This window comes from Rubeoparvulum massiliense (assembly GCF_001049895.1).
Lineage (GTDB): Bacteria > Bacillota > Bacilli > Rubeoparvulales > Rubeoparvulaceae > Rubeoparvulum > Rubeoparvulum massiliense.
Map to the genome: position 1 here is coordinate 445,935 of NZ_CVPE01000003.1, position 24,637 is coordinate 470,571.

At 43.8% G+C, this 24,637-nt stretch carries 21 protein-coding genes; 5 read left to right on the plus strand and 16 right to left on the minus strand.

The features are described 5' to 3' along the window. Positions 1–9 precede the first annotated feature (9 nt). Genes mdh through citZ form a run of 3 tightly spaced genes read right to left on the minus strand, consistent with a single transcriptional unit; the run spans position 10 to position 3,454 of the window. Positions 10–951 (minus strand): malate dehydrogenase, encoded by a 942-nt coding sequence (gene mdh / locus BN1691_RS02250; RefSeq protein ID WP_048600602.1) that lies wholly within the window; start codon positions 949–951, stop codon positions 10–12. Between the two features lie 41 nt (positions 952–992). After that, the gene (gene icd, locus BN1691_RS02255; protein ID WP_048600603.1) at positions 993–2,288 is read right to left on the minus strand and encodes an NADP-dependent isocitrate dehydrogenase; all 1,296 of its coding nucleotides are present in this window, start codon (positions 2,286–2,288) and stop codon (positions 993–995) included. 53 nt (positions 2,289–2,341) lie between these two features. Then, positions 2,342–3,454, minus strand: coding sequence for a citrate synthase (gene citZ / locus BN1691_RS02260; RefSeq protein ID WP_048600604.1), 1,113 nt, complete (start codon positions 3,452–3,454; stop codon positions 2,342–2,344). A gap of 156 nt (positions 3,455–3,610) precedes the next feature. On the opposite strand from citZ, the gene ytvI reads away from it, so the two are divergent. Then, positions 3,611–4,714, plus strand: coding sequence for a sporulation integral membrane protein YtvI (gene ytvI, locus BN1691_RS02265; RefSeq protein WP_048600605.1), 1,104 nt, complete (start codon positions 3,611–3,613; stop codon positions 4,712–4,714). 26 nt (positions 4,715–4,740) lie between these two features. Here ytvI and BN1691_RS02270 read toward each other — a convergent pair whose 3' ends face one another. The 7 genes from BN1691_RS02270 to BN1691_RS02300 form a co-directional block, all read right to left on the minus strand. Beyond that, positions 4,741–5,181 carry an acyl-CoA thioesterase gene (locus BN1691_RS02270; protein ID WP_048600606.1) on the minus strand — a complete coding sequence of 147 codons (441 nt, stop codon included), beginning with the start codon at positions 5,179–5,181 and terminating at the stop codon, positions 4,741–4,743. 19 nt (positions 5,182–5,200) lie between these two features. Next, positions 5,201–6,952: a pyruvate kinase gene (gene pyk, locus BN1691_RS02275; RefSeq protein WP_048600607.1), complete on the minus strand. Its 1,752-nt coding sequence runs from the start codon at positions 6,950–6,952 to the stop codon at positions 5,201–5,203. 20 nt (positions 6,953–6,972) lie between these two features. After that, the gene (gene pfkA / locus BN1691_RS02280) at positions 6,973–7,932 is read right to left on the minus strand and encodes a 6-phosphofructokinase (protein WP_048600608.1); all 960 of its coding nucleotides are present in this window, start codon (positions 7,930–7,932) and stop codon (positions 6,973–6,975) included. Positions 7,933–8,121: 189 nt separating this feature from the next. Continuing rightward, positions 8,122–9,102 (minus strand): acetyl-CoA carboxylase carboxyltransferase subunit alpha, encoded by a 981-nt coding sequence (locus BN1691_RS02285; RefSeq protein WP_048600609.1) that lies wholly within the window; start codon positions 9,100–9,102, stop codon positions 8,122–8,124. Continuing rightward, a complete protein-coding gene (gene accD / locus BN1691_RS02290) occupies positions 9,099–9,959 on the minus strand; it encodes an acetyl-CoA carboxylase, carboxyltransferase subunit beta (RefSeq protein WP_048600610.1) in 861 nt (286 codons plus the stop codon). The genes BN1691_RS02285 and accD overlap by 4 nt, the downstream gene beginning before the upstream one ends. Before the next feature lie 231 nt (positions 9,960–10,190). Next, positions 10,191–11,423, minus strand: coding sequence for an NADP-dependent malic enzyme (locus BN1691_RS02295; protein ID WP_048600611.1), 1,233 nt, complete (start codon positions 11,421–11,423; stop codon positions 10,191–10,193). Between the two features lie 136 nt (positions 11,424–11,559). Then, positions 11,560–14,997, minus strand: coding sequence for a DNA polymerase III subunit alpha (locus tag BN1691_RS02300; protein ID WP_048600612.1), 3,438 nt, complete (start codon positions 14,995–14,997; stop codon positions 11,560–11,562). A gap of 224 nt (positions 14,998–15,221) precedes the next feature. Between BN1691_RS02300 and BN1691_RS02305 the strand changes: the two genes are divergently transcribed. Next, positions 15,222–15,434, plus strand: coding sequence for a YtzJ family protein (locus BN1691_RS02305; RefSeq protein WP_048600613.1), 213 nt, complete (start codon positions 15,222–15,224; stop codon positions 15,432–15,434). A 37-nt stretch (positions 15,435–15,471) separates the two neighbouring features. Here the strand turns inward: BN1691_RS02305 and BN1691_RS02310 are convergent, their stop codons facing one another. The 6 genes from BN1691_RS02310 to BN1691_RS02335 form a co-directional block, all read right to left on the minus strand. Further along, the gene (locus BN1691_RS02310) at positions 15,472–16,299 is read right to left on the minus strand and encodes an HAD family hydrolase (RefSeq protein ID WP_048600614.1); all 828 of its coding nucleotides are present in this window, start codon (positions 16,297–16,299) and stop codon (positions 15,472–15,474) included. 24 nt (positions 16,300–16,323) lie between these two features. Beyond that, positions 16,324–17,634 carry a DRTGG domain-containing protein gene (locus BN1691_RS02315; protein ID WP_048600615.1) on the minus strand — a complete coding sequence of 437 codons (1,311 nt, stop codon included), beginning with the start codon at positions 17,632–17,634 and terminating at the stop codon, positions 16,324–16,326. 56 nt (positions 17,635–17,690) lie between these two features. Continuing rightward, positions 17,691–17,936 (minus strand): hypothetical protein, encoded by a 246-nt coding sequence (locus BN1691_RS02320; RefSeq protein WP_048600616.1) that lies wholly within the window; start codon positions 17,934–17,936, stop codon positions 17,691–17,693. Between the two features lie 131 nt (positions 17,937–18,067). After that, entirely contained in the window at positions 18,068–19,441 is a 1,374-nt protein-coding gene (locus BN1691_RS02325; RefSeq protein WP_048600617.1) for a dipeptidase, read from the minus strand. A gap of 23 nt (positions 19,442–19,464) precedes the next feature. Next, entirely contained in the window at positions 19,465–20,157 is a 693-nt protein-coding gene (locus BN1691_RS02330; protein ID WP_048600618.1) for a metal-dependent hydrolase, read from the minus strand. Positions 20,158–20,178: 21 nt separating this feature from the next. Beyond that, positions 20,179–20,541 (minus strand): YlbF family regulator, encoded by a 363-nt coding sequence (locus BN1691_RS02335; RefSeq protein WP_048600619.1) that lies wholly within the window; start codon positions 20,539–20,541, stop codon positions 20,179–20,181. Between the two features lie 175 nt (positions 20,542–20,716). Between BN1691_RS02335 and BN1691_RS02340 the strand changes: the two genes are divergently transcribed. Genes BN1691_RS02340 through BN1691_RS02350 form a run of 3 tightly spaced genes read left to right on the plus strand, consistent with a single transcriptional unit; the run spans position 20,717 to position 24,635 of the window. Next, on the plus strand, positions 20,717–22,159 hold the full coding sequence (locus tag BN1691_RS02340) for a YheC/YheD family endospore coat-associated protein (RefSeq protein ID WP_048600620.1): 1,443 nt from the start codon (positions 20,717–20,719) through the stop codon (positions 22,157–22,159). Positions 22,160–22,164: 5 nt separating this feature from the next. Further along, entirely contained in the window at positions 22,165–23,265 is a 1,101-nt protein-coding gene (locus BN1691_RS02345) for a YheC/YheD family endospore coat-associated protein (protein WP_048600621.1), read from the plus strand. Next, entirely contained in the window at positions 23,265–24,635 is a 1,371-nt protein-coding gene (locus BN1691_RS02350; RefSeq protein WP_048600622.1) for a YheC/YheD family endospore coat-associated protein, read from the plus strand. Before BN1691_RS02345 ends, BN1691_RS02350 begins: the two co-directional genes overlap by 1 nt. Positions 24,636–24,637: the final 2 nt, after the last annotated feature.

Below are 24,637 nucleotides of genomic sequence, written 5' to 3' on the forward strand. Positions count from 1 at the left end.
AAGTAGTCCTTATAATGGTAGGACCTTCATCACATTGCGGACAGATTCTGCAGATTTATCTAAGGCAGCTTTCTCATCTGCTGTTAGCTCTAGTTCAAAGATTTTCTCAATCCCATTACCACCTAATAGAGTTGGCACACCGAGATAGAGATCCTTATAGCCATACTCACCTTCGAGATATGCAATGGTTGGTAGAATTTTCTTTTGGTCCTTCAGAATTGCTTCAGCCATCTCTACTAAGGAAGCAGCTGGTGCATAGTATGCGGAACCATTACCTAAGAGATTGACGATTTCGCCACCACCCTTACGTGTACGTGCAACGATGGCATCTAAGCGTTCTTTTGGAATCAATGTTTCTAATGGAATGCCTCCTGCATAGGAGTAGCGAAGCAGTGGCACCATATCATCACCGTGACCACCTAGAACAAAGCCAGTGATATCAGTTACGGCAATATTTAATTCCTCTGCAACGAATGTACGGAAACGTGCTGTATCTAAGACACCAGATTGACCAATCACACGATGCTTAGGAAATCCAGATGTTTTATATGCCACATAAGTCATTGCATCAACAGGGTTGGTTAATACGATAATCGTTGAATTTGGTGAGTACTTCACCACTTGCTCTGTTACAGATTTCATGATCGCAGCGTTTTTGCTAACTAAATCGTCACGACTCATTCCTGGTTTTCGAGCAAGCCCTGCTGTAATAATGACAAGATCTGAATCTTTTGTATCCTCATAGCTGGAGGTACCTGTAACTTTGACATTGAATCCTTGAACTGGACTTGCTTCAAGCATATCCAATGCTTTACCCTTTGTTGGGTTCTCCATTTGAGGAATATCTACAAGGACTACATCCCCGAGTTCTTTTTGTGCAAGCATGAATGCTGTAGTTGCTCCTGTGAAGCCTGCGCCAATTACAGAAATTTTATTTCGACGAAATGCCATGATGTTCTCATCCTTTCTTATTTGCTCTCAGCTCGATCAGCTTACATATTTTGAATCAATGCATCGCCAAATTGAGAGCATTTTAATTCTGTTGCGCCATCCATAATACGAGCAAAGTCATAGGTTACTGTTTTTGCTAAAATCGTTTTTTCCATTGATTTCACAATGAGGTCAGCTGCTTCGTTCCAACCAAGGTGACGTAACATCATCTCACCTGACAGAATTACAGAGGATGGATTCACTTTATCCATACCTGCGTATTTGGGTGCTGTACCATGAGTGGCCTCGAAAATTGCATGCCCCGTTACATAGTTGATATTGGCACCAGGTGCGATTCCAATACCGCCAACCTGAGCTGCTAATGCATCAGAGATATAATCCCCGTTTAAGTTCAGCGTTGCAACCACATCATACTCGGCAGGGCGAGTGAGAATCTGTTGTAAGAAGGCATCGGCGATCACATCTTTAATGATAATCTTACCTGCAGCAATTGCTTCATCTTGCGCTTTATTTGCTGCTTCTACACCAGCTTCTTCTTTGATGCGATCATATTGGGCCCAAGTAAAGACCTTGTCGCCAAACTCTTTCTCAGCCACTTCATATCCCCAGTTCTTAAAGGCTCCTTCTGTAAACTTCATGATATTCCCTTTGTGAACAAGGGTTACGCTCTTGCGGCCTTCCTTTAGAGCAGACTGGATGGCAGCACGAACAAGTCGTTCTGTACCTTCTTTGGAGACCGGCTTAATCCCGATTCCTGAGGTTTCAGGGAAGCGGATTTTGGTGATGCCCATTTCCTCTTGAAGGAAACGAATGACCTTCTTCACATCATCTGTACCTTCTTGCCATTCAATCCCTGCATAGATATCCTCAGTATTTTCACGGAAGATGACCATGTCCACTCGTTCAGGATGCTTCACTGGGGAAGGTACGCCATCATAATAACGAACAGGACGTAAGCAAGTATATAGATCTAATTGTTGACGAAGCGCTACGTTCAAGGAACGGATACCACCGCCAATGGGTGTGGTTAATGGACCTTTGATCGCCACTAAGTATTCACGGATCGCTGTCAAAGTATCTTCAGGTAGCCACTCTCCAAATTGGTTAAATGCCTTTTCACCTGCAAATACTTCATACCAAGCGATTTTTTTCTTTCCATCATATGCTTGCTCAACCGCTGCATCCAAAACTCGAACTGCTGCGCGCCAAATATCTGGACCTGTCCCATCTCCTTCAATAAAAGGGATAATAGGATGATCAGGTACCTGTAATTGTCCATTGATTAGACGAATTGCTTCTCCCTCGGTGGGCTGGGGGAATTTTTGTAGTTGTACCATCGTAAGCCTCCTTAATTCTTTTTGATGATGAGCTTCGTCAAGTAGCTAGATTCTTAGCGTTCTTCAATAGAAACGTAGCGTTGGTTACTTTCTCCTATATACTCTGCACGAGGACGGATAAGGCGGTTATTCTCATATTGCTCTAGAATATGAGCCGTCCAGCCTGACATCCGACTGATAGCAAAGATCGGTGTAAATAGGTCATGAGGAATGCCCAAGCTATGATATGAGGTAGCAGAATAGAAGTCTACATTAGGAAGCAGCCCCTTCTCTGATACCACTAGTTCTTCAACTTTGCGTGACATGACATAGTATTTCTCATTGGTTGTTCCTTTAGTTAATGCTTCTGACATCTTACGCAGATGCTTGGCACGTGGGTCCCCATTCTTATAAACACGGTGACCAAAGCCCATGATCTTCTCTTTGTTTTCAAGCTTCTTCATAATATAAGGTTCAACGTTCTCTACCTCGCCGATCTCCATCAACATTTTCATGACAGCCTCATTGGCACCACCATGAAGTGGCCCTTTTAAGGCGCCAATAGCGGAGGTAACACCAGAATAGATATCAGATAGAGTTGCCACAGTTACACGACCAGCAAAGGTAGAAGCATTCAATTCATGATCAGCATGCAGAATCATCGCCTTATCAAAGGTCTCTACCTCAACTGCACTAGGTTCTACTCCCTTCAGCATATAAAGAAAATTCTTCGAGAAGGAATAGTCAGGATGAGGAGCTACAGGCTCTTCTCCACTCCGAAGACGTTGAAACGCTGCAACGATTGTGGGAGTTTGGGCCATTAGACGTAACGCTTTTCTTTGGTTCGCTTCGGTAGTCATGATAGGCTCTTCATCATCATATAAACCTAAGGAGGAGACAACCGTCCGTAGTACAGCCATAGGATGTACATTTTGGAGAGGAAGACTACGAAGTAGCTTTAGAACCTCATCTGGTAAAGCAGCGTTTTGACGAAGTTGACTTGTGAATACTTCCAATTCTTCCTTGTTTGGTAATTTCCCATGCCACAATAAATAAACCACTTCTTCAAAGGTGGCATTCTCCGTCAAATCATCAATTTCATAACCTCGGTATGTAAGAACACCGTCAATAATCGAACAAACTGCTGATTGTGTTGCCACTACACCTTCTAATCCGCGGGTACTCATACTATTTCCTCCTTTTCCTTAGTTAATCCTATTGCAAGATTCCATACTCCAAATAGATACATAGCTTTTCTCTCAACCTAATTATAAGACACTTTGAACTTTTTGTGAACAGCACTTTTGCTTTGAAGAACTCTTTGTGAAAGGAGTGAACCTTTTTTGAATCATCTACCCATCGAACGATTCTACTTTGTTACCTTCATCATCCTCGCAATTATCCTAAGCGGTCTCTACCTTTTGCCTCTTCTCTACCCTTTCATCATCGGTTTGATTCTTGCAATGATCATTCATCAACCTGTTACTGCTTTGCAACATCGACTCCTACTCCCACGCTGGTTAGCCATCATCCTCTGGTTGCTACTCCTCATTAGTATCATAACGGGGATCATGATTCTCTTAATTACCCAAGCGATCCTGGAGCTATCAACACTTAGTAGTAAACTACTGGTTTCCATTGACCGCTTCATTCACCAAATGAATCAGCAGCTTCAAAGTAGTGAATGGCTCCAATGGATGGAACAGTTAGAACAAATTCTTACAGGATTTTCCCCACAACTTCAAGAGACTGTCCAAGGTAATCTCGGAGAATTGCTCACTTCTCTGGGAAACTCCTTGAAAAACTTGATTTCAGCCATCTTTGGTCAGCTTGTTAAATTTGTAGCAGTGATTCCTAATGCTACTTCCACCTTCTTCATCGCCATTCTCTCTACCTTCTTTATTGCCCTCGATTATGACAAGCTCAGGGATAGACTTCATCGCATGCTCCCAGCTGAACGAATGATGAACATTCAGCTTGTCTACAACGATTTAAGACAAGCACTATTTGGCTTTTTTCGCGCTCAATTTAAGCTAGTCAGTGTCACAGCGCTACTCATCATGGTAGGTCTACTCTTTCTCCAGGTGGAACATGCCTTTACCATCGGAATGATGATGGGTATGATCGACTTCATTCCTTACTTAGGAGTAGGGGTGATTATGCTCCCCTGGATTCTCATCTCTTTTATTGAGAATGATTATACCATGGTGATGGGTCTTTCCATTCTGTTTGGAATTGTCGTCCTCGTCAGACAGTTCATGGAGCCGCGGATTATGGCAACCACCATTGGGCTAAATCCTCTAATTACACTGATCGCTCTCTTCGTCGGCTTACAGCTTTTCGGATTTTGGGGGTTAATGATCGGCCCCATTCTCTATGTGATCTTACTCAGTCTATGGAAGGCGGGGATCTTTCATGAGGTATGGTCCTATATACGTAATGGCTAGATTCTCACAACAAAACAGGCAAAGGGCTATTTTCCATGCCCCTTGCCTGTTTCATAAATCTGTTCTAACAATTGATAAAGCTCTGGATGCTTCCTTCTTAAATTAATGGGGCGAAAGGTTGCATCCACCCATGCATGCTGTGTACTTCCATGCATCAATAGCTTACCTGATGCCTGACAAAACACTTCATATTCAAAAATAAGTCGTACATTACTATATTCTGCAATGGTTGTCTGCACGATGATCTCATCCTCATAGTGAGCAGGTGCTCCATAGTAGCAATGGGCCTCCACCACTGGCAGGAGGAAGCCTCCACGCTCCAGATCCCCATAGCTCATCCCCCAATTACGTAATAAAGCAGTACGTCCCACTTCAAACCAGCTCAGATAATTAGCATGATAAACCACCCCCATCTGATCGGTCTCCTGAAAGCGTACACGTAGTGATGTACGAAAACGCTCATCCATCTCCTGTTCCTCCTGGTACTTATAAAATTTTGATTTGGCCTGCGTAGATATGACCTACACGGGGATCGAGGGTCAGCTCTTGATCATCATGAAAACGATCCATTGCGTCTTTAACTCCTACCACAACAGGAATTCCCAGATGTAAGCCCATGATTGCTGCATGGGAGGTAAGTCCACCTTCTTCTGCTACAATAGCCACGGCTTTTTCCAACGCTGGAACCATTTCACGATCGGTACTATAAACTATCACGATTTTACCTGCTGTTTCCTTTTCCATGGCCTCTTTGCCATTGCGAATTAACACAGCTGGTGCATTTACAATCTCCTTACCAATTCCTTGACCCTGAGCTGTTGCATCACCAACAATATGAATTTTCATCAGATTGGTGGTACCTGGTTGACGAACTGGTACACCTGCAGTAATCACGACTAGATCACCGTGCTGGATCAGTTGAGTAGCTAAGGCGGCTTGCACTGCTTGTGTCAGCATCGTATCCGTATTCCCTACCATGTCCACAAGAATGGCATGGACACCCCATACTAAAGCTAATTTGCGTCGCACTTCTTCATAAGGAGTCACTGCAATAATGGGAGCAGCAGGGCGATGCTTAGAGATTAACTTCGCAGTTTGCCCGCTTTCCGTCGGTGCTAAAATGGCTGCTGCATGGAGATCGAATGCAGCATTACTAACCGCTTCGCTAATCACATCAGTAATTGAGCGAGGTCCCACCGCTGAAAGCTGCTTATGCCTTTCTTTTCCTAAATAAGCAGTCTCGGTCCTTTCAGCAATCCGTACCATGGTTTTCACAGATTCTACAGGATATTTACCAGCTGCTGTCTCTCCAGAAAGCATAATCGCATCGGTACCATCAAGAATGGCATTAGCCACGTCACTGCTTTCTGCTCGCGTTGGACGAGGATTACGCTGCATGGAGTCTAACATCTGTGTTGCTGTTATTACTGGCTTTCCTTTTAAATTACATTTTTTAATGAGCTCTTTTTGAACAATGGGCACCTCTTCAACAGGGATCTCTACTCCAAGATCACCACGAGCCACCATCAACCCATCAGCTACATCGAGGATGTCATCCACATTTTCTACACCCTCCCGATTTTCAATCTTAGGGATAATCTGAATGGTGCTACCATGCTCCTCCAGGATTCGGCGAATTTCTAGAACATCACTGGCTTTACGAACAAAAGAAGCAGCGATAAAATCCACCTTGTGTTCAATGCCAAAGCGAATATCCTCTTCGTCTTTTTGTGTAATGCCAGGAAGCTGAATCTGCACATCGGGCACATTGACCCCTTTTTTACTCTTTAGTTCGCCACCATTTAGGATCCTGCAACGGATCTCAGTATCCGTTGTAGAGAGTACTTCCAGACCAATTAATCCATCGTCTAATAAGATTCGGTCACCAGCTTGTACATCATGAGGGAGCTCTGTATAGCTAATCGAGAGTCGGGTAGCGTCTCCTAAGATCTCCTCTGTGCTTAATACGATCTCTTCACCTGCTTCCAGCTGAATCAGTTCTTCTCGCAGCTTACCAGTACGAATCTCAGGACCCTTGGTATCGAGAAGAATTGCAATATCCTTTCCTGTCAAACCTACTGCAGCCCTAATATTTTTAATGCGTTGCGCATGCTCTTCATGGGTACCATGAGAAAAATTGAGCCGTGCTACATCCATCCCAGCCTGAATGAGTTCTACTAATTTTTCCACTTGTTCCGATGCAGGTCCAATGGTACAGACGATTTTTGTTTTTCGCATAGGCTTTATCCCTCTTTCGTTTAGATCGATAAAATTTTGGCCAATTCATACATTGAATCGTCAATTTGATGTACATCCTCAAAGGATTGAAGGAATGGAGTAACCATCAACTGATTCTGTTGGATACCTACCATGACATCTGATTTGCCTTCCATGAGGAGCTGAACAGCATATCCGCCAAGACGACTTGCCAAAACACGATCATAGGCTGTTGGCGAACCACCACGCTGGATATAACCAAGTACAGTGACGCGGGTCTCAAAGCCTGTCTCCTCTTGAATTCTTTTAGCAAAATCATCCCCCTTCCCAACTCCTTCAGCGACGATGATGATACTATGCTTTTTACCTCGCTTATGGCCATGAAGGAGACGCTCAATGATTTGCTCAAAGGGCTCCTGCTTTTCAGGAATGATGATGGTTTCTGCTCCTCCTGCTAATCCAGCCCAAAGTGCAATATCTCCAGCATTTCGTCCCATGGTTTCAATCACATAGGTTCGTTCATGGGAAGTAGCCGTATCACGAATCTTATCGATGGCATCGAGAACTGTATTTACAGCCGTATGAAAACCGATGGTAAAGTCAGTCCCTGCAATATCATTATCGATGGTGCCAGGTATCCCAACTGTATGTAAGCCTAGTTCTGCTAAGGCATGAGCTCCACGAAATGAGCCATCACCACCAATGACTACAAGCCCTTCGATACCATGCTGGTGGCAAACCTCCATTGCCCGCTCTCTGCCTGCAGCTGTCTTAAATTCTTCACTACGCGCACTATATAACATGGTGCCACCACGGTGAATAATATCACCAACACTACCAAGATCCATCCGTAGTAGATCACCATTCATTAAACCATGATAGCCATGGTACGCACCATAAACCTCCATTCCATGATAAATGGCACTACGTACAACAGCACGAATTGCTGGATTCATGCCTGGTGCGTCTCCGCCACTAGTAAGAACAACGATACGTTTCATCGTTTTTACCTCCTTCAAGAGAAACTCCTATCCTTTATAGTTTACTCATTGCATCGAAAATTTCCTGTTTTTCAGCAAATTTCATTTAAAGTGAAGCGATTTAGGTTCAGATGAGACCCTTTAGTTGGGACAGTAGAGAGAAAAAAAGCCACCATCGACAGATACCGATAGTAGCTTGAAAGCTGAATTTTACTGATAATTTAATAATTGTTCCGCAGCAAAAGTATATTGACCCATCGCTCGATACTTATTGTAGCGTTGTTTCCGTAATTCTTTTTTGCTAAGACCTACTAATTGCTGAAGATTCTGCTCTAATGATTGACGGAAGGATTCCATTAAAGCCTCATGGTTGCGGTGAGCACCACCTAAGGGCTCAGGGATAATCGCATCGACGACACCAAGCTCCATAAGATCCTTGGCTGTGATTCGCATGGTCTCTGCGGCTAATTGAGCCTTACTAGCATCCTTCCATAGCAAGGCTGCTGCACCCTCAGGTGAGATGACAGAATAAAAGCTATTTTCTAGCATTAGGATACGATTCCCTACACCGAGAGCCAATGCACCACCGCTACCACCCTCACCGGTAACGATAGAGATTACAGGAACATCAAGGGAGGCCATTTCTCTTAGGTTTCGGGCAATCGCTTCACTTTGTCCCCGCTCCTCTGCGGCAATTCCAGGATATGCCCCTGGGGTATTAATGAGGCAGATGATGGGACGACGAAATTTATTGGCTTGATACATGAGCCGTAATGCTTTGCGATATCCTTCAGGGTGGGGCATCCCAAAGTTACGATAGATATTCTCCTTTGTATCGCGCCCCTTCTGATGGCCAATCAACGTAACAGGACGACCGTTAAACTTAGCAATTCCTCCTACAATAGCCGGATCATCGCCATAAAGTCGATCACCATGCATCTCGATAAAATCGGGAAAGCAAGCTCGAATAAAGTCTAATGTAGTAGGACGTTGAGGATGACGAGCAATCTGTACACGCTGCCACGGCGTTAGACTCCCAAAGATCTCCGTTGCCACCTGGTGAAATTTCTCTTCTAGACTATTGATCTCTTTACTAAAATCGATACCTTTTTCCTCTGTTAATTGTCGTAATTCTGCAATCTTTTCTTCTATCTCATGTAAGGGTTTTTCAAACGGAAGGAAGGTGCTCATACAAGTTCATTCCTTTCCATGTGAAGCTCCAATAGTTTAGCTAATACCTGACGCAATTCCTGGCGCTTCACCACCATATCCAATTGACCATGATCCATTAAAAATTCGGCAGTTTGAAAGTCCTTCGGTAATTCTTGCCGTATGGTCTGTTCAATGATCCGGCGACCGGCAAAGCCAATCAGGGCACCTGGCTCTGCAATATTAATATCACCCAGTGAGGCAAAACTTGCAGAGACGCCTCCTGTTGTAGGATTGGTTAAGACAGAGATAAACAGCCCCCGCTTCTCATGAAACTGGGCAAGGGCAACACTGGTCTTCGCCATTTGCATCAAGCTGAGAATCCCCTCTTGCATCCGAGCACCACCAGATGCTGAAAATAAAACAAATGGATATCTCTTCTTTTGAGCTACTTCTACAGCTCGAGCGATCTTTTCTCCGACGACCGATCCCATGCTTCCCATCCGAAAACGGGAATCCATTACACCCATTACCACAGGATATCCTTCAATCGTTCCTTCACCTGTTACCACAGCCTCTGCCAATCCTGTTTTCTCCATATCGGTCTTGAGCTTTTTCATATATTCAGGAAAGTTCAGAGGATCCTCTGAGAGCATGTCATTATCATACTCATGGATCTGACCATCATCTAAGGTAAATTGAATCCTCTCTTGTGCCGAGAGAGGAAAGTGATAACCGCATTGCTGACAAACTTTATACGATTTAAGTAACTCTCTGCTATACGTGATCGTACCACAAACATTACATTTCACCATTACACCCTCGGGAATATCATTCTTCGCTTTTTCCGATGGAATGGTAGCGTAGCGTTTCCGCTTAAAAAATGTATCACGAAGCATGCTTCCACCTCAATTTCTTCAAATCACATTACCTCTGTACAATGTTTTTTTGGATGAAAAGGTAAAAATATCAAACATGTGAGTAGTCACTCGCTAAGAATAGTATGTTTGGTTCATGATAACATATCTATTTTAAAAAAAGCAATAAGCCTGCCAATGGTTGGCATAATGTTACATGAAATACGAAAAAGCCCCACGGTTTTGTACCTTGGGGCCAAAAGCAATCTTTTATTACTTCCCTTGTGTCAGTTCAATGGTATGGCGTTCAACCTCAGCAGGATCCACATGTCGACGAGCAACATTGGTTTCCATAGCTGCCTTGGCTACTGCAGCAGCAACCTTAGGAGCCACCTCTGGGTTAAACGGTTGGGGAATGACACAATCCTCATGAAGTTCCTCTGGTTTAACCAGATCAGCAATGGCATATACCGCTGCCTTTTTCATCTCTTCGTTAATCTCTGAGGCATGCACATCAAGAGCACCACGGAAAATCCCGGGGAATGCTAAGACATTATTCACTTGATTGGGAAAATCAGAACGACCAGTACCAATTACACGAGCACCTGCAGCCTTAGCTTCCTCTGGCATGATTTCTGGAATTGGATTAGCCATAGCAAAGATGATCGCATCTTTATTCATGGTTGCTACCATTTCCTTCGTCAATGCTCCAGCTACAGAGACGCCGATGAAGACATCTGCACCTTTTATGACATCTGCTAGAGTACCTTCAATGTGTTCATGATTGGTCACTTCAGCAATCCGATCCTTGATGGGATTCATGCCAAAGGGACGATCTTTATAAATAGCGCCTTTGGAATCGCACATGATTACATCTTGAACACCTAAGCTCATCAACAGCTTGATAATAGCAATGCCCGCTGCTCCAGCACCACTAGCAACCACCTTAATCTGATCGATGGACTTATTCACAACGCGTAATGCGTTAATCAGCCCTGCAGCAGTTACGATGGCTGTACCATGTTGATCATCATGGAAGACAGGAATCCCCATCTCTTTCTTCAATCTCTCTTCAACAATGAAGCAATGAGGAGCGGAAATATCTTCAAGGTTAATACCACCGAAAGTAGGCTCTAAGTGTTTCACTGTACGGATAATCTCTTCCACATCTGTGGTATTTAAACAGATCGGAAAAGCATCCACACCTGCGAAAGTTTTAAAAAGGACAGCTTTACCTTCCATGACCGGCATAGCTGCTTCAGGTCCGATATCACCAAGACCTAGAACTGCAGTTCCATCACTGACGACCGCCACAAGATTCCCCTTCGCTGTATACTCATACACTTTCTCAGGGTTCTCATGAATCTCCTTACATGGTTCTGCAACACCAGGGGAATAGGCTAACGAGAGGTCACGAGCATTTTTTAATGCCACCTTAGATTCCACTGTGATCTTTCCTTGATGTAGTCGATGCATATTTAAAGCGTCTTCCCGTAAATTGGCCATTCCAATTTCACTCCTTCAAGACATCTCGAGAATATTAAGGAAATGTGCTATACAATTTGATGAAATGTACCTCACAATGGTTTCATTATACCAAAATGGCGGGCAAGTAAAACCTCCAAACATCTTAGACAAACTTTCAGATGATTTTCTTCAGTATAACAGAATTCTTACCCAATAACTGTTCTATCGTCGTTAATAGTTCTGTACTACCACTACAATTATACTTATAGCTTAATTTTCGTGTTTTTTTCGTCGATTCATAATGAAGATAGACTGGAATAGACCCAGGATGCTGTAATAGTCGTTCCTGTAATGTGAGGAGTACTCCTTCATTCTCTGCTGCAGGGATACGGATGAACAGCTGTGCTTCATCCATTCCTTGAGATCGCCTGCGCTTGAGTTGATTCAATACTTGCTGAGGTTCATAAAGCTGTTCTACTACAATCTTGCTATTTTCTTCACTCTGTTCCACCTTCCCAGCGATGACAACGATACGGTTTCGTTCACAAAATTGTTGATTTTTCGAGTAGCTGTCAGGGAATAGCACTAGCTGCATGGTGGAAAATCGTCCTTCCACATTGGCAAATGCCATTCTTTCACCCTTTCGTGTTCGAATGGGCTTTACATCTGTAATAAGACCTAGGGTAGTTACCATGGTGCCAGCCTTTACCCGTGCTACCTGCTCTAAGGAGAGCAAGGGAGGTGTTTCCATTAAGCTGATCCATTCATCTAGAGGATGTCCCGAAACATAGAAGCCTAGCAGTTCTTTTTCATAATGGAGTTTTTCTAATAAGGTAAAGGGAGGTAACTCTGGGTATTGAATCTCCTCTTCCTCCGCTTCACCCTTAGCGAAGAAGTGCAGCTGTTTCTCTGCTTTTTTCCTTTGATACTGCTGTCCCATTTCCATCACTTGATCAAGTATGGCCAGCATTTGTGCCCGATGTCCAGGAAAGATATCCATCGCTCCACTCATAATTAAAGATTCTATTACTCTGCGATTACAGAGTCGTAGATCAACTCGCTGACAGAAATCTGCTAAATCACGAAATGCTTCCACCTTACGCTTTGTAATAATTTCATGCAGTGCAAGGGTCCCCACATTTTTTGTACTGGCTAAGCCAACCTGAATTTTGCCTTGCTCATAGGTGAAATGAAGCTGGCTCCGATTCACATCGGGAGGAAGAATCCCAAAGCCCATCCGCTTTGCCTCCTCTACGTACTCCGCCAGCTTATTTTGATTGCCCATGGATTGAGAGAGAAGGCTAGCCATAAAGATGCCTGGATAGTTTGCTTTTAGATAAGCAAGGCGATACGCTAACATGGCATAAGCAGCAGAATGACTACGATTAAAGCCATAATCTGCAAAACGAACGATCAAGTCATACACTTCATGAGCTAAGGCGTCATCATACCCTTTCCCTATACAGCCTCGAACAAAATGCTCCCGCTCCCGATCGAGAATCTCCCGTTTTTTCTTACTCACCGCCCGTCTTAAGAGGTCAGCTTCACCTAAGGAGAAACCAGCCATCGTCGAGGCGATCTGCATGATCTGTTCCTGATAGACGATGATACCATAGGTGGATGAAAGGATTCCTTCTAGATCAGGGTGAGGATATTGAATTGGGAGTTCGCCATGCTTTGCCTTAATAAATATAGGAATATTCTCCATGGGGCCAGGCCGGTATAAGGCTAGAACGGCCACAATATCCTCGAAAGAATTGGGTCGTAGCTCACGTAAGACATGACGCATCCCCTCTGATTCTAATTGAAAGATCCCTGTGGTATCACCTTTAGCTAGTAGCTCATAGGTGGATGCATCATCAAAGGGTAAGTGATCCAACTGAAGCGCTATCCCTTCATGCTCTTCTACTTGAGCTAGAATCTCTTCAATCAGCGAAAGATTGCGTAAGCCTAAGAAGTCCATTTTCAATAATCCCAATACCTCTAGGACATTCATGGGATACTGAGTTAACCAGTGCTCGTCGGATCCTAACTGCAGAGGAACATGGGTTAGTAAAGGCTCCCTTGAAATAACCACACCTGCAGCATGTGTTGATGTATGTCGGGGCAATCCTTCTACCTTCTGAGCCAGTTGAATTAATTTCGTCACCTGGAGATTGTGGTTGAAGAGCTGTTCAAGCCTAGGTTCATCCTGCAATGCTTGGGCCAGCGTCATCCCAGGTGACTGAGGAATTAGCTTGGCAACGCCATCGATTACCTCCTTGGGATAATTAAGAACACGACCTACATCGCGAATCGCTGCCCGTGCAGCCATGGTGCCAAAGGTGACAATTTGTGCGACATGTTCCTTCCCATATTTCTGCACCACATAGCGAATCATTTCATCACGCCTGCGGTCGGAAAAATCAATATCAATATCCGGCATGGAGATCCGTTCTGGATTTAGGAAGCGCTCAAATAATAGCTGGTGCTCCAAAGGATCGATATCAGTGATGCGTAATACATAAGCCACTAAACTACCAGCTGCAGAGCCCCGGCCTGGTCCAGTCATAATTCGTTGCTCATGAGCATAACGCATGAAATCCCAAACGATTAAGAAGTAATCAGCAAATCCCATCTTCTCGATAATGGTTAATTCATGCTCCAAGCGTTGTTGAATAAGAGGAGTGACTGTTCCATATCGCTCTTGAACCCCTTTTTCACATAGAAGACGTAAATACTCTGCTGCACTCCAGCTTTTCCCCGAGGACTGAGATGACGTTGGTAATGGGTATGCCGGTAGAATCATCTGGTTCATAGGAATTTCAATGTGACAGCGCTGGGCAATGCGCGCTGTATTGGCTAAGGCTTGGGGAAATGCAGAAAATTGTTGAACCATTTCTTCTTCATCTTTTAAGTAGTATAAATTGGAACGAGCCTCTCCATTCTCTTCCAATGGTTCTCCTTTTTCGATGGCCTCTAAGATAGTTGCCAACACCGCATCCTCTTGCTGTAAGTAATACACGTCATTGGTTACCACTAGTGGGATCCCTAATTCTTGATGGAGTGTAACAAGATACTGGTTGATGAGTTTCTCTTCCTCAAGTCCATGATCCTGTAATTCCAAAAAGAAGTGCTCGGCTCCGAAAAGCTGGAGATAGCGCTGGGCAATCGCTTTTCCCTGTGAGATGCCTCCATTTAACAATACACTTGCCACTTCACCATGAATTCCTCCGCTTAAGGCAATTAAACCTTGATGGTGTTGAGCCAGTCGTGAAAAAGGGAGAAGTGGACGATGCTGAATTAGCTGTATATTCATATGAGAGCTAATTCGCATTAAATTTTCATATCCTTCATAGGATTCAGCGAGAAGTACTAGTGTGAAGACAGGTGGATCCTTCATTTGCATTGCTTCATCATGGATCAGTTCTACCTCTAGTCCTAGAATGGGTTGAATTCCTTGGCGGCGACATGCTTGATAAAAAGGAATCGTTCCATACATGGTATTTCGGTCTGTACAGGCGAGGGCTTTCATTCCTAAATCATTGGCCTTCTTAACTAAATCATCAATCCGATTAGGACTACGTAGTAGATCATATTCTGTATGTACATGAAGGTGGACAAAATCCCCCATCCTATTCACCCTCTTTCTACCATATAATATCTCTTACTATTATAGCGATTTGATCGACTTTGGCACACTTCGTGATTTTTTACATAAAATCCCGGAATTAGTACTTGCCAAAAGTGATATGAATAGTGTAAAGTATCAAGTAACAACCTGCTAACCATTAATTGGTTGGCAGACCACAAAACGGTATGCGTGCAATTCGATTCTAGATGAATGGAGTGATGTCCATGATTATCAATCGACGTAAACTGGTAGATGCTAAGATGGAGCGGTTACGGAGTGGATATTCCGCCTTTGCAGAATCCAAAGAAGTGGTTACACTTCTGGAAGAAGAGATTATTCGTGAACAGCTACCTGTCATTATTGAAAAAACAGAGCTAGGGTGTTGGTTTATCCCTGAAAAAGAACGGAGCTTTTCTAGACAAGTTCAGCATGAATAAATCCCAGGAATCTATGCTATTCCTGGGACTACTTCATTTAAAATGGGTAATTCGCCAATGTTTCCACCTGAATAAGTGATGGGTGAGTAAACTCCATCTTCCCATCATAAATGTAGATGGACTTCATCCCCAATTCAATGGCAGGCAACACTTCATTGAACAAGTTATCTCCAATGGAGATGGCATGCTCTGGTTGGATTTGATATGTTTGTAAGACTTTTTGCAACCAGTTCTTCGTCTCCATCGGTTTGCCTGCTCGTGGGATGAGCCAATCAAAATAGGAATGCAGATCCAACTTCTCCAGGATTTCATGAGCGGCATCTTCATCACTATTAGATAGTAGAACGATCTTCTTTGTACCTTGATAACGGGCCAGTGCTTCTTTTAATCCCGGGGTCTTCCTCATCATAAAATCAGGAGAAGCTAGGTATAGTTTGGTCTTCTGATAGGCAGGATAGCCATTGGTTAAACCTTGGTGAAGGGCTGCTGTGGTAGCAAGAATCCAACGGTCGCCGATCCCCAAAAACTCTCCATATCGCAATTCAATCGGTGCTTGATATTCTGAAGGCCACTTTGACTGAGGTAGTGGTTCTCCATTCCAGCAATGAACCGCTTGTACCCTTTTCATCAGCGGCTCCACTGTTAATACAAGATCACGCTTAATATCGTAGATCTTTCCGATCAAAGCAATGTGGGTGCCACTCTGCATATTTTGATAGTCCTGCCAAAAATCTGCTTGCCGCTCTAAAGGTAACATTTCCTGTAAGCAACGAGCGTAGTAAGTAAAATGAGCTTGCTCCTCATACAGGGTCCCATCCAGATCAAATACGAGAAGCTCCATTTGAGCCACAGTCCAATCTACCATTATCAATTCCTCCGTTTATTCTACTTATCGTTGTAACAATTGAGCTGTGAGAATTGCCTTCCCCATGATTTTACCATCATTTTTGATGACTACTTCTAGTTTAGCGAATTTTCGACTCATTTCCAAAATATTAGTACAGATATGAATGGTCGCATCAATTTGAATGGGCTTAATAAAATAGATAAAGACATCCTCTGGTACCATATCACAGCGCTTAGCATAGCGTAGATAACGACGAGCCGCTTCGGTTAAGAGGGTGGTACATATACCGATGGATAGATTTCCATATGGATTGGTCATCTGTGGCGTAACCTTACCTTTAAAACAAATACAGCCATCCGACTCTTCTTCTTCGAAACCAGACATGATTAGATTGACAAAGGTTTCACCCTTCTGGGGCTGACGTTGAATAAATTGCTGTGCTTTAAGGAGATCTTGACGTGTAACAATCCCTAACATCACTTTGTTACTATCCACAATGGGAAGCATTTCTATCCCCTCCCAGAGCATCACATGGGAAGCTGATGCAACGGAGGTCTGTGGAGTAATGGTGATGGGCTGCTTCGTCATCACACGATGAATCGGTGTATCTATCTGTGCGCCTACCATATCTCTACTTGTGACAATCCCCACCAATCTATTCTCCTCGTCAATAACAGGAAAACGAATATGCTTACTCTCTTGCACGAGCTTTTGCCAATCTTCCACGGTCTGCGTAGGTCGCAAAGTGGTTACCTGCTCACTAGGAACCAATATATCCTCCACGGTCATAATCTCTTTTTTTATTAATTGATCATAGATGGCTCGGTTAATCATGGAGGCTACTGTAAAGGTATCATAGCCACAACTAATAATAGGAAGGGATAACTGATCAGCAAGCTGTTTTACTTCGTCACTGGTATCAAAGCCCCCTGTGATCAAGACCGCTGTCCCATGCTGCAATGCTAATTTATGTGCTTGATAACGATTTCCTACAATCAACAAGCTTCCTGGCTCAATATAACGTAACATGGCATCCAATTGCATAGCACCAATAAAGAACTTATTCAGCGACTTATGCAGACCATTTCTTCCGCCTAGTACTTGTCCATCCACAATTTTTAATAATTCAGCAAAGGTCAAGCGTTCAAAGTTCTCTTTACGCTTTCGCTCAATCCGTACTGTTCCCACCCGTTCGATGGAACTGACTAGCCCCTGTACTTCTGCCTCCTTGATCGCCCGATAAGCTGTACCCTCACTTACTTCAAGATCCTTGGCAATTTGACGAACAGAAATCTTCGTACCTACGTCCAGTGATTCAATATATTGGATGATAGCTTCATGTTTCGTCATTATCGTTCCTCCACACTCTGTTTCAATGGTTACTGTATCTATTATATAACAAGGAGAAACTATTTACCTAGTGCTCTCTTCTCATTTCCTCTACTTTGTAAGACTTCTTTCGCTTCTTGAGTAAAACGCCCCTGTAGTAATCCACTATAAAGGTAGGAAAATAATGTGATTACAGCTAGAGCGATCCATAATAGTGCAAATGGTGTAGAGAGTCGCTCTTCGTCTTCGATATGCAACATGGGAATAGCAAAGTAGAGGGCGATGATACCTAGAATAAAAAACAAATAATGTCCCATTCTTTTCATCAATTCACCCCTTCATGCGATTCTATTTAGCCTTACTCCATATGTATGGCTGATCCATTAATAATATACAGATCAAAAGAGACACCCCTTGAATCGGTCAAAGAAATACCGATTGAGGAGTGTCATCTCTCTTAGAATGCTAGCTTTGCCACCTCCTGTAAATAATAACCAATGGTAACTAAGCCTTTATCATAATTATCCAATGTAAAGAATTCATTAGGTGCATGGAAGTTCTCTTCAGGCAGGCTAAATCCCATCAATACTACAGGTGCCTGCAAAATCCTTCCGAAGGCTTCTACAATAGGAATGGATCCTCCCATTCTAGTAAATGCTGCCGTTGCACCATAGGCGGTTTCATAGGCTTTAGCTGCCGCTTGTAGGGCAGGATGATGAAGCGGTGTAACAAAGGGATGTCCTTGATCAGTTAGCATGACCTCCACAAAGACACCCTTCGGTGTATACTTCCTAACATGCTGAGCAATTAATTGTTGGATCTCTGCTGGATCTTGGTTACTCACCAAGCGGCAGGTGATCTTCGCACTTGCCTTGGCAGGGATCACCGTTTTGGTTCCTTCACCTTGGAATCCTCCTGAAATCCCGTTGATTTCAAGGGTAGGGCGAGCCCACATCCGCTCTACAGGTGAATAGCCAGCTTCCCCAAATAAGCTAGGAACACCAAGCTCTTGCTCTAATTTTTCTTGGGAAAAAGGAATGGAAGCCATTGATACTCGTTCCTCTTCTTCTAGAGCCTCCACGCGATCATAGAAGCCTTCCACCGCAACCCGTCCTTCATCATCATGAAGTGAGGCAAGGATCTTGCTAAGTGCTTGGATCGGATTTGCCACGGCACCGCCATATAAGCCAGAGTGAAGATCACCCTTCGCTCCTTTCACGATGACTTCTAGTCCTGCAAGACCTCGTAATCCATAACAAATGGCTGGCTTCCCCTTTTCTAGCATGGAAGTATCAGAGATGAGAAGAAGATCACAGGCGAGGCGCTCCTGCTCATGCTCCAACAAAGATGGTAGGTTTCTGCTACCTACCTCTTCCTCGCCTTCGATGCAGAACTTGATATTAACCGGGAGACTTCCCGTGGATTTTAAAAGAGCTTCAACTGCTTTAATATGCATGAAAACCTGGGCCTTATCATCTGATGAGCCTCGAGCATATAACCTGCCCTCCCGAATGGATGGTTCAAATGGTGGCGTTTCCCATAGCTCGAGTGGGTCTACAGGTTGTACATCATAGTGACCATAGACCAGTACTGTAGGTTTTCCCTCTGCATGCAGCCAATCCCCGTAAATAACAGGATTGCCTGCTGTTTCAAGGAGTTCTACATGCTCAAGGCCCGCCTTCTTCAAGGCTTCCTTCAGCCATTCTGCTGCAGCTCGTACATCTTGACGATGCTCTGATAATGCGCTGATACTTGGGATACGCAATAATTCCTTTAATTCTTCTAACTGTTCTTCCCGACTTTTCTTTAGATATGAGAGATACTTTTCCATCGAATGAATCCCACCTCTTTTTTCTATAATTCTAATGATTCACCTGGTTGAAGTGGCACGCCGCTGATCCCAAGCTCTTTTATTTTTTGAATATATTCCTTCTCATCCTGTTGAATCACAGGGAATGTATTGTAGTGAATGGGTAACACCTGCTCCGCCTTTAGCCACTGCGCAGCATAAACAGCATCATCTGGATCCATGGTAAAATTACCACCAATGGGCAAGCAAGCCAGAGTGATTGAATGAAGCTCACCGATCATCTTCATATCTTGAAATAGTCCAGTGTCCCCAGCATGATAGATGGTTTTTCCTTCTGCTGTAAGGAGAATACCAGCAGGCATCCCCATATAAATAATCTCTTTACGCTCAGGAATCGTATACCCAGACCCATGAAAAGCTTGTGTAAATTTTACATCACCAAAGGGGAATGAATTGCCGCCACCAATCTGTAAGGGGTGCGTCTCTACATCCTGCCACTGAAGATAAGTGGCTAATTCAAATGGTGCAATCACCATTGCACCTGTCTGTTTAGCCAAGGGAATGGTATCTCCCACATGATCATCATGTCCATGGGAGAGAATGATATAATCAAGCTTCTGCACCTCTTCCCGAGTCAAATCACTTAAAGGATTCCCCGTAATGAATGGATCAATCAAGATATGAAATTCTCCTGTGTTGATCGATACACAACTGTGCCCATGGTATGTAATCTTCATGCCATGACCTCCTCTACATGATTAATGCTGTTCCACATCGGAGTTCGCGTCTGGAAACAGTTCTTGTAGTGGCTCCGCAACAATCCGATTCACATCGTTCAATAGCAAGGAGAAACGTCTCTCCGCATCAAGCAATTGGGCAATATCTGGATTGAGACGAAGCACTTCGAACAATTGCTGAATTCGTTCTTCTTCCTCTTCATTGACCTCCTCTCCACTCATCTGCTTCAATTGATATGCCATCTCCTGCATGCGAAACTCTTCATACATCTTCTTCGTGCTTGCATCCTGATTCACCTTTTTTTGTAAGCGTTCAACATCCTTATACTCTTCACTTTCTCTCATCGCTCTTGCCAATTGATAAGCTGCATCATATAAATTCATCTCAAAAACTCCTCTCCGTTTTTCATACCTAGATTGCAATATTCTCCTCTTTCCAATTACCTCATCGAACAGGCTAACTTTTCCCCATCTTTTCCAATTCACCATGATATGAAGCACCTGTACACTTCATCCCTCATACACTACATTATCTTGATGCATAAAGAAGGGGATTTCCATGCCAATACAAGTTCGTGTTCTTGTTAATGCAGAGCTACAAGAAGGACGGAGGATTGACTTACTCCTTCATCAGGATTATCGAAACAAACTGAATTTACCTTCACATTTTTATTGTACATTGGAGCATGGTGGGCAACAAGCTCTTTGCTTCTGTCAGATTGGAAATGTAGGCACTCCAATGCTGAAGGTGGATCAGCAAACTGCCCAGCAATTGTCCCTCTATGATGGACAGCAGCTACATTTGAAGATATCCTCCCGTGGTCGCCTCCTTCTAGGCCCCATTCTTGGCATTCTCGTCTCTCGTCATTATAGTAATACACCCGAGCAGCTCTTTGGAAACCTTACAACCTTCTGTCATGAAGTGTCAACAGCAGCACAAGCTCGCTACATTGAGACAATCATCTTTACCCCAGAGCAGCTATTAAAAGCCACCGATCATCGAATGGAGGCCTTTGTATATCGTCATGGTATCTGGAGCATGGTGCATTGCCCACTTCCCCACCTCGTCTATAATCGCCTCTCCAGTAGAATCTACGAACATTCTGAAGCGTATCAGCAACTAAAAGCTGTCTTGAAACGACATCATATTCCCATGTTTAATGAGAACTTTTTAGATAAGTGGCAGATCCACCAAACCTTTGCACAGCAAACAGAGCTTCAGCCTCATCTCCCAACTACCACGATGTTCCAAAATAAAGCATCTCTACGGCAAATGCTAAAAAAATATGCCATTCTCTATCTCAAGCCAATTCATGGTAGCATGGGACGGGGAATATATCGAATTCAACGACTCACTCAGGTCAAAAATCCTTACCTCCTCCAATATATGACCCTTCATGGCCTACAACAGCGAAGCTATCCTACCTTTCAGCGACTCATCGATTCCCTTCGTGTTCGCATGAAGCAGCCTTATCTGATCCAGCAAGGACTCCTCCTGATCAAACAGCATGGAAGTACTGTAGACTTTCGTGCCTTGGTACAGAAGAATGGGAATGAGAGTTGGAGTATTACATCATTGGTGGCACGCTTCGGTTCTTCGAACAGCATCGTCTCCAATGTGGCCCGTGGTGGTCATGCGCTCAATGCCCAACAGGCGCTCCAAACGCTCCATGGCTGGAAAGGTAGAGCTCCAACCATTCAGCAACTTCGGCAAATGGCTTTACGAGTAGCAGAAATATTTGATCAAAGCATCGATGGGGACTTCGCCGAACTAGGTATCGACCTCGGAGTGGATATTTACGGAAAGATCTGGATTCTCGAGGTGAATTCCAAGCCTTCAAAAACAGATGATACATTACTTCAAGAGAGAACAATTACGCGCCCATCGGTAAGAAAAATGCTTCAATATGTATTACATCGCACCCAGTTCTTATATGAGACACCAGCAAGCAACTCCATATCAGGAAGCTTGCTTCAGCGTAGAAAACGCTTGGGGAGGTAAACGGAATGTTGACATCACAGCACCGTCCGCGCTTAGGAATTATGACATGCCATCTCTTTTCTGAAGAGGGCTTTTTTCGTTTTTTAGCACAGGCTGGGCAGAAGATGGGAATGGAGGTGATCGTCTTTCAGCCTCAATCCTACTCCAGCAAAGAAGGTAAGATTTATGGTATCCACTGGAGAGGCGGAAAATGGCGTAAAGGTTGGTTTGAAAAACCCCATCTAATTTACGATCGCTGCTTTTATCCTAATTCCCGAGTTTATCAACAATTACAACCATTTCTTCAGAACTTAAAAAAGGATCCATTCATTCATTTTTTAGGCTTTGGTTTACATGGCAAGCTGCAGATCGTACAGCTCCTCTCTAAACATGAGCAGCTAGCACATTTCCTACCACCTACTGAAGCATTTACGAGTACCGCTCTACTTCGTAAATGGTTGGATCGCTTTCAAACCATTATTCTAAAGCCAACGGGGGGTAGCCTAGGCAAGCGGATACTCCGGATTCAGCAGCTCAAAAAACAGTACTTCGTCGCTGGACGTAATCGTTCTAATCAGTATTTTCAACAACGGTTTCAACAGGAATCCTCACTATTAGCATGGCTCAAACAATTTATGGGTGGTAGTTCCTACGTTATTCAGCCCTACCTTTCCCTGCAAACCAAGGATGAAATCCCCTTCGACTGTCGTTTGCTCGTTCAAAAAAACGGACACGGAAAGTGGCAATTAACAGGTCAGGCCATCCGCCTCGGTAAGCAAGGTCAGATTACCTCCAATCTACATGGCGGTGGTACAGCCATGCCCGTGCAGCACTTTCTCAAAAAGTATTACAAGCCAGAACAACAAGATGCGATTCAGCGCCAAATTAATATAATACTCCAACACTTACCCCATTATCTAGAAGAACAGCATGGTCGCTTGGTAGAACTGGGGATTGATATTGGAATCGAACCTTCTGGAAGGGTATGGATCATTGAAGCCAATTCGAAGCCCGGTCGCCGCGTATTTTCCATTATCGGTGATAAACAGACCAGTGAAGCAGCACATCTTCAGCCCATCTACTATGCAAAATATCTGCTTACCAGTAACAAGGAGGTAGTAAACTGATGGTAGCCAAGATGTATCAAATACGACAGGTGAAACAAGGTTCTCATCCCCTGATCCTACTCCCTCGTCAAGTGATGGAGATGTATCATCTCTCTCCTGGGAAGTCTGTCACATTAGCTCTTGGGCAATTGGATGTACGGGCAAAAATCAAGCTTTCCCCCGATTCTCAAAGTATCGCGCTCACCCCTGCACTTTATCAAGCCCTAAAGCTCCCCTATAAAGCAAAGTTGAACATCTATCAGGATCACCATGGTCAACTTCGCTTAGGACCAGTGATCGGTATTCTCACAACCGGTGTGCACCCTTTTACATCGATACCTGTGGGACGACGTAGTAATTTTTTTCGCCATCTCCTTACTGCTCAGCTCAATAAGGGGGTTCTCTATTTTGTCTTCTCACCTCAATTGATCAATTGGCAGAATAAAACGGTTCAAGGGCTCTTTCTTCTACCCCATGATAGCGGTTGGAGCTGGCGCGTTTACACCGTACCTATACCTGATGTGGTATATGATCGTGTACCCAACCGTCAGACTGAATTATCCCCACAGGTTCAAACTTGCAAGAAACGTCTTGAGCAGATGGGGATTCGTCTATTTAACCCAGGCTTCTTCGATAAGTGGTCGATTCATCAACTCCTAGAAGATCACCCACTAGCGCAAAATTATATTCCTGAAACCTATATGGCCCCTACGAACAAGGTGCTGCAGTACATGTTAAAAAAGTATCATATGATCTATCTGAAACCAGCTAAAGGTAGCCTCGGTCTCGGTATTTATAAAATCACCTATAAACCAAGCGAAGGCTATTATTGTCGCTACCGTCATGGTAATCAGAATCGGTTAAAGCAATTTAAAACCCTCGATGGGCTTCTTCAGCACCTCTTCCAAAATAAGCTCTCCCTCCGCCGCTACTTAGTTCAACAAGGCATTGATCTGCTTAAGTACCAAGGGAGAAATCTCGATCTACGAATGCATCTCCATAAGGATTCAGAAAATCAATGGCAGGTGGTAGGGATCGGCGCCAAGGTTGCAGGCCTCGGTAGCGTTACCACCCATGTTCGCACAGGTGGTAGCATCGTCTCTGCTCAGCAGGTTTTTCTCCAGCTTTTTGGAAAGAAAGCAGGCGCCATGGAGGAGAAGCTCAAACAGGTTAGTATTTTATTGGCAAAAGCCATTGAAGAACGGATCGGTCAGCCCATCGGTGAACTGGGCTTTGATATTGGGATTGATAGCAATTATCAAATCTGGATGTTTGAAGGAAACTCTAAGCCTGGACGCTCCATCTTTAAGCATCCAACACTGCGAAAAGCAGATTACCAATCCCTCTCGATGATCATTGATTACAGCCAATACTTGGCACAACATGCATAAGG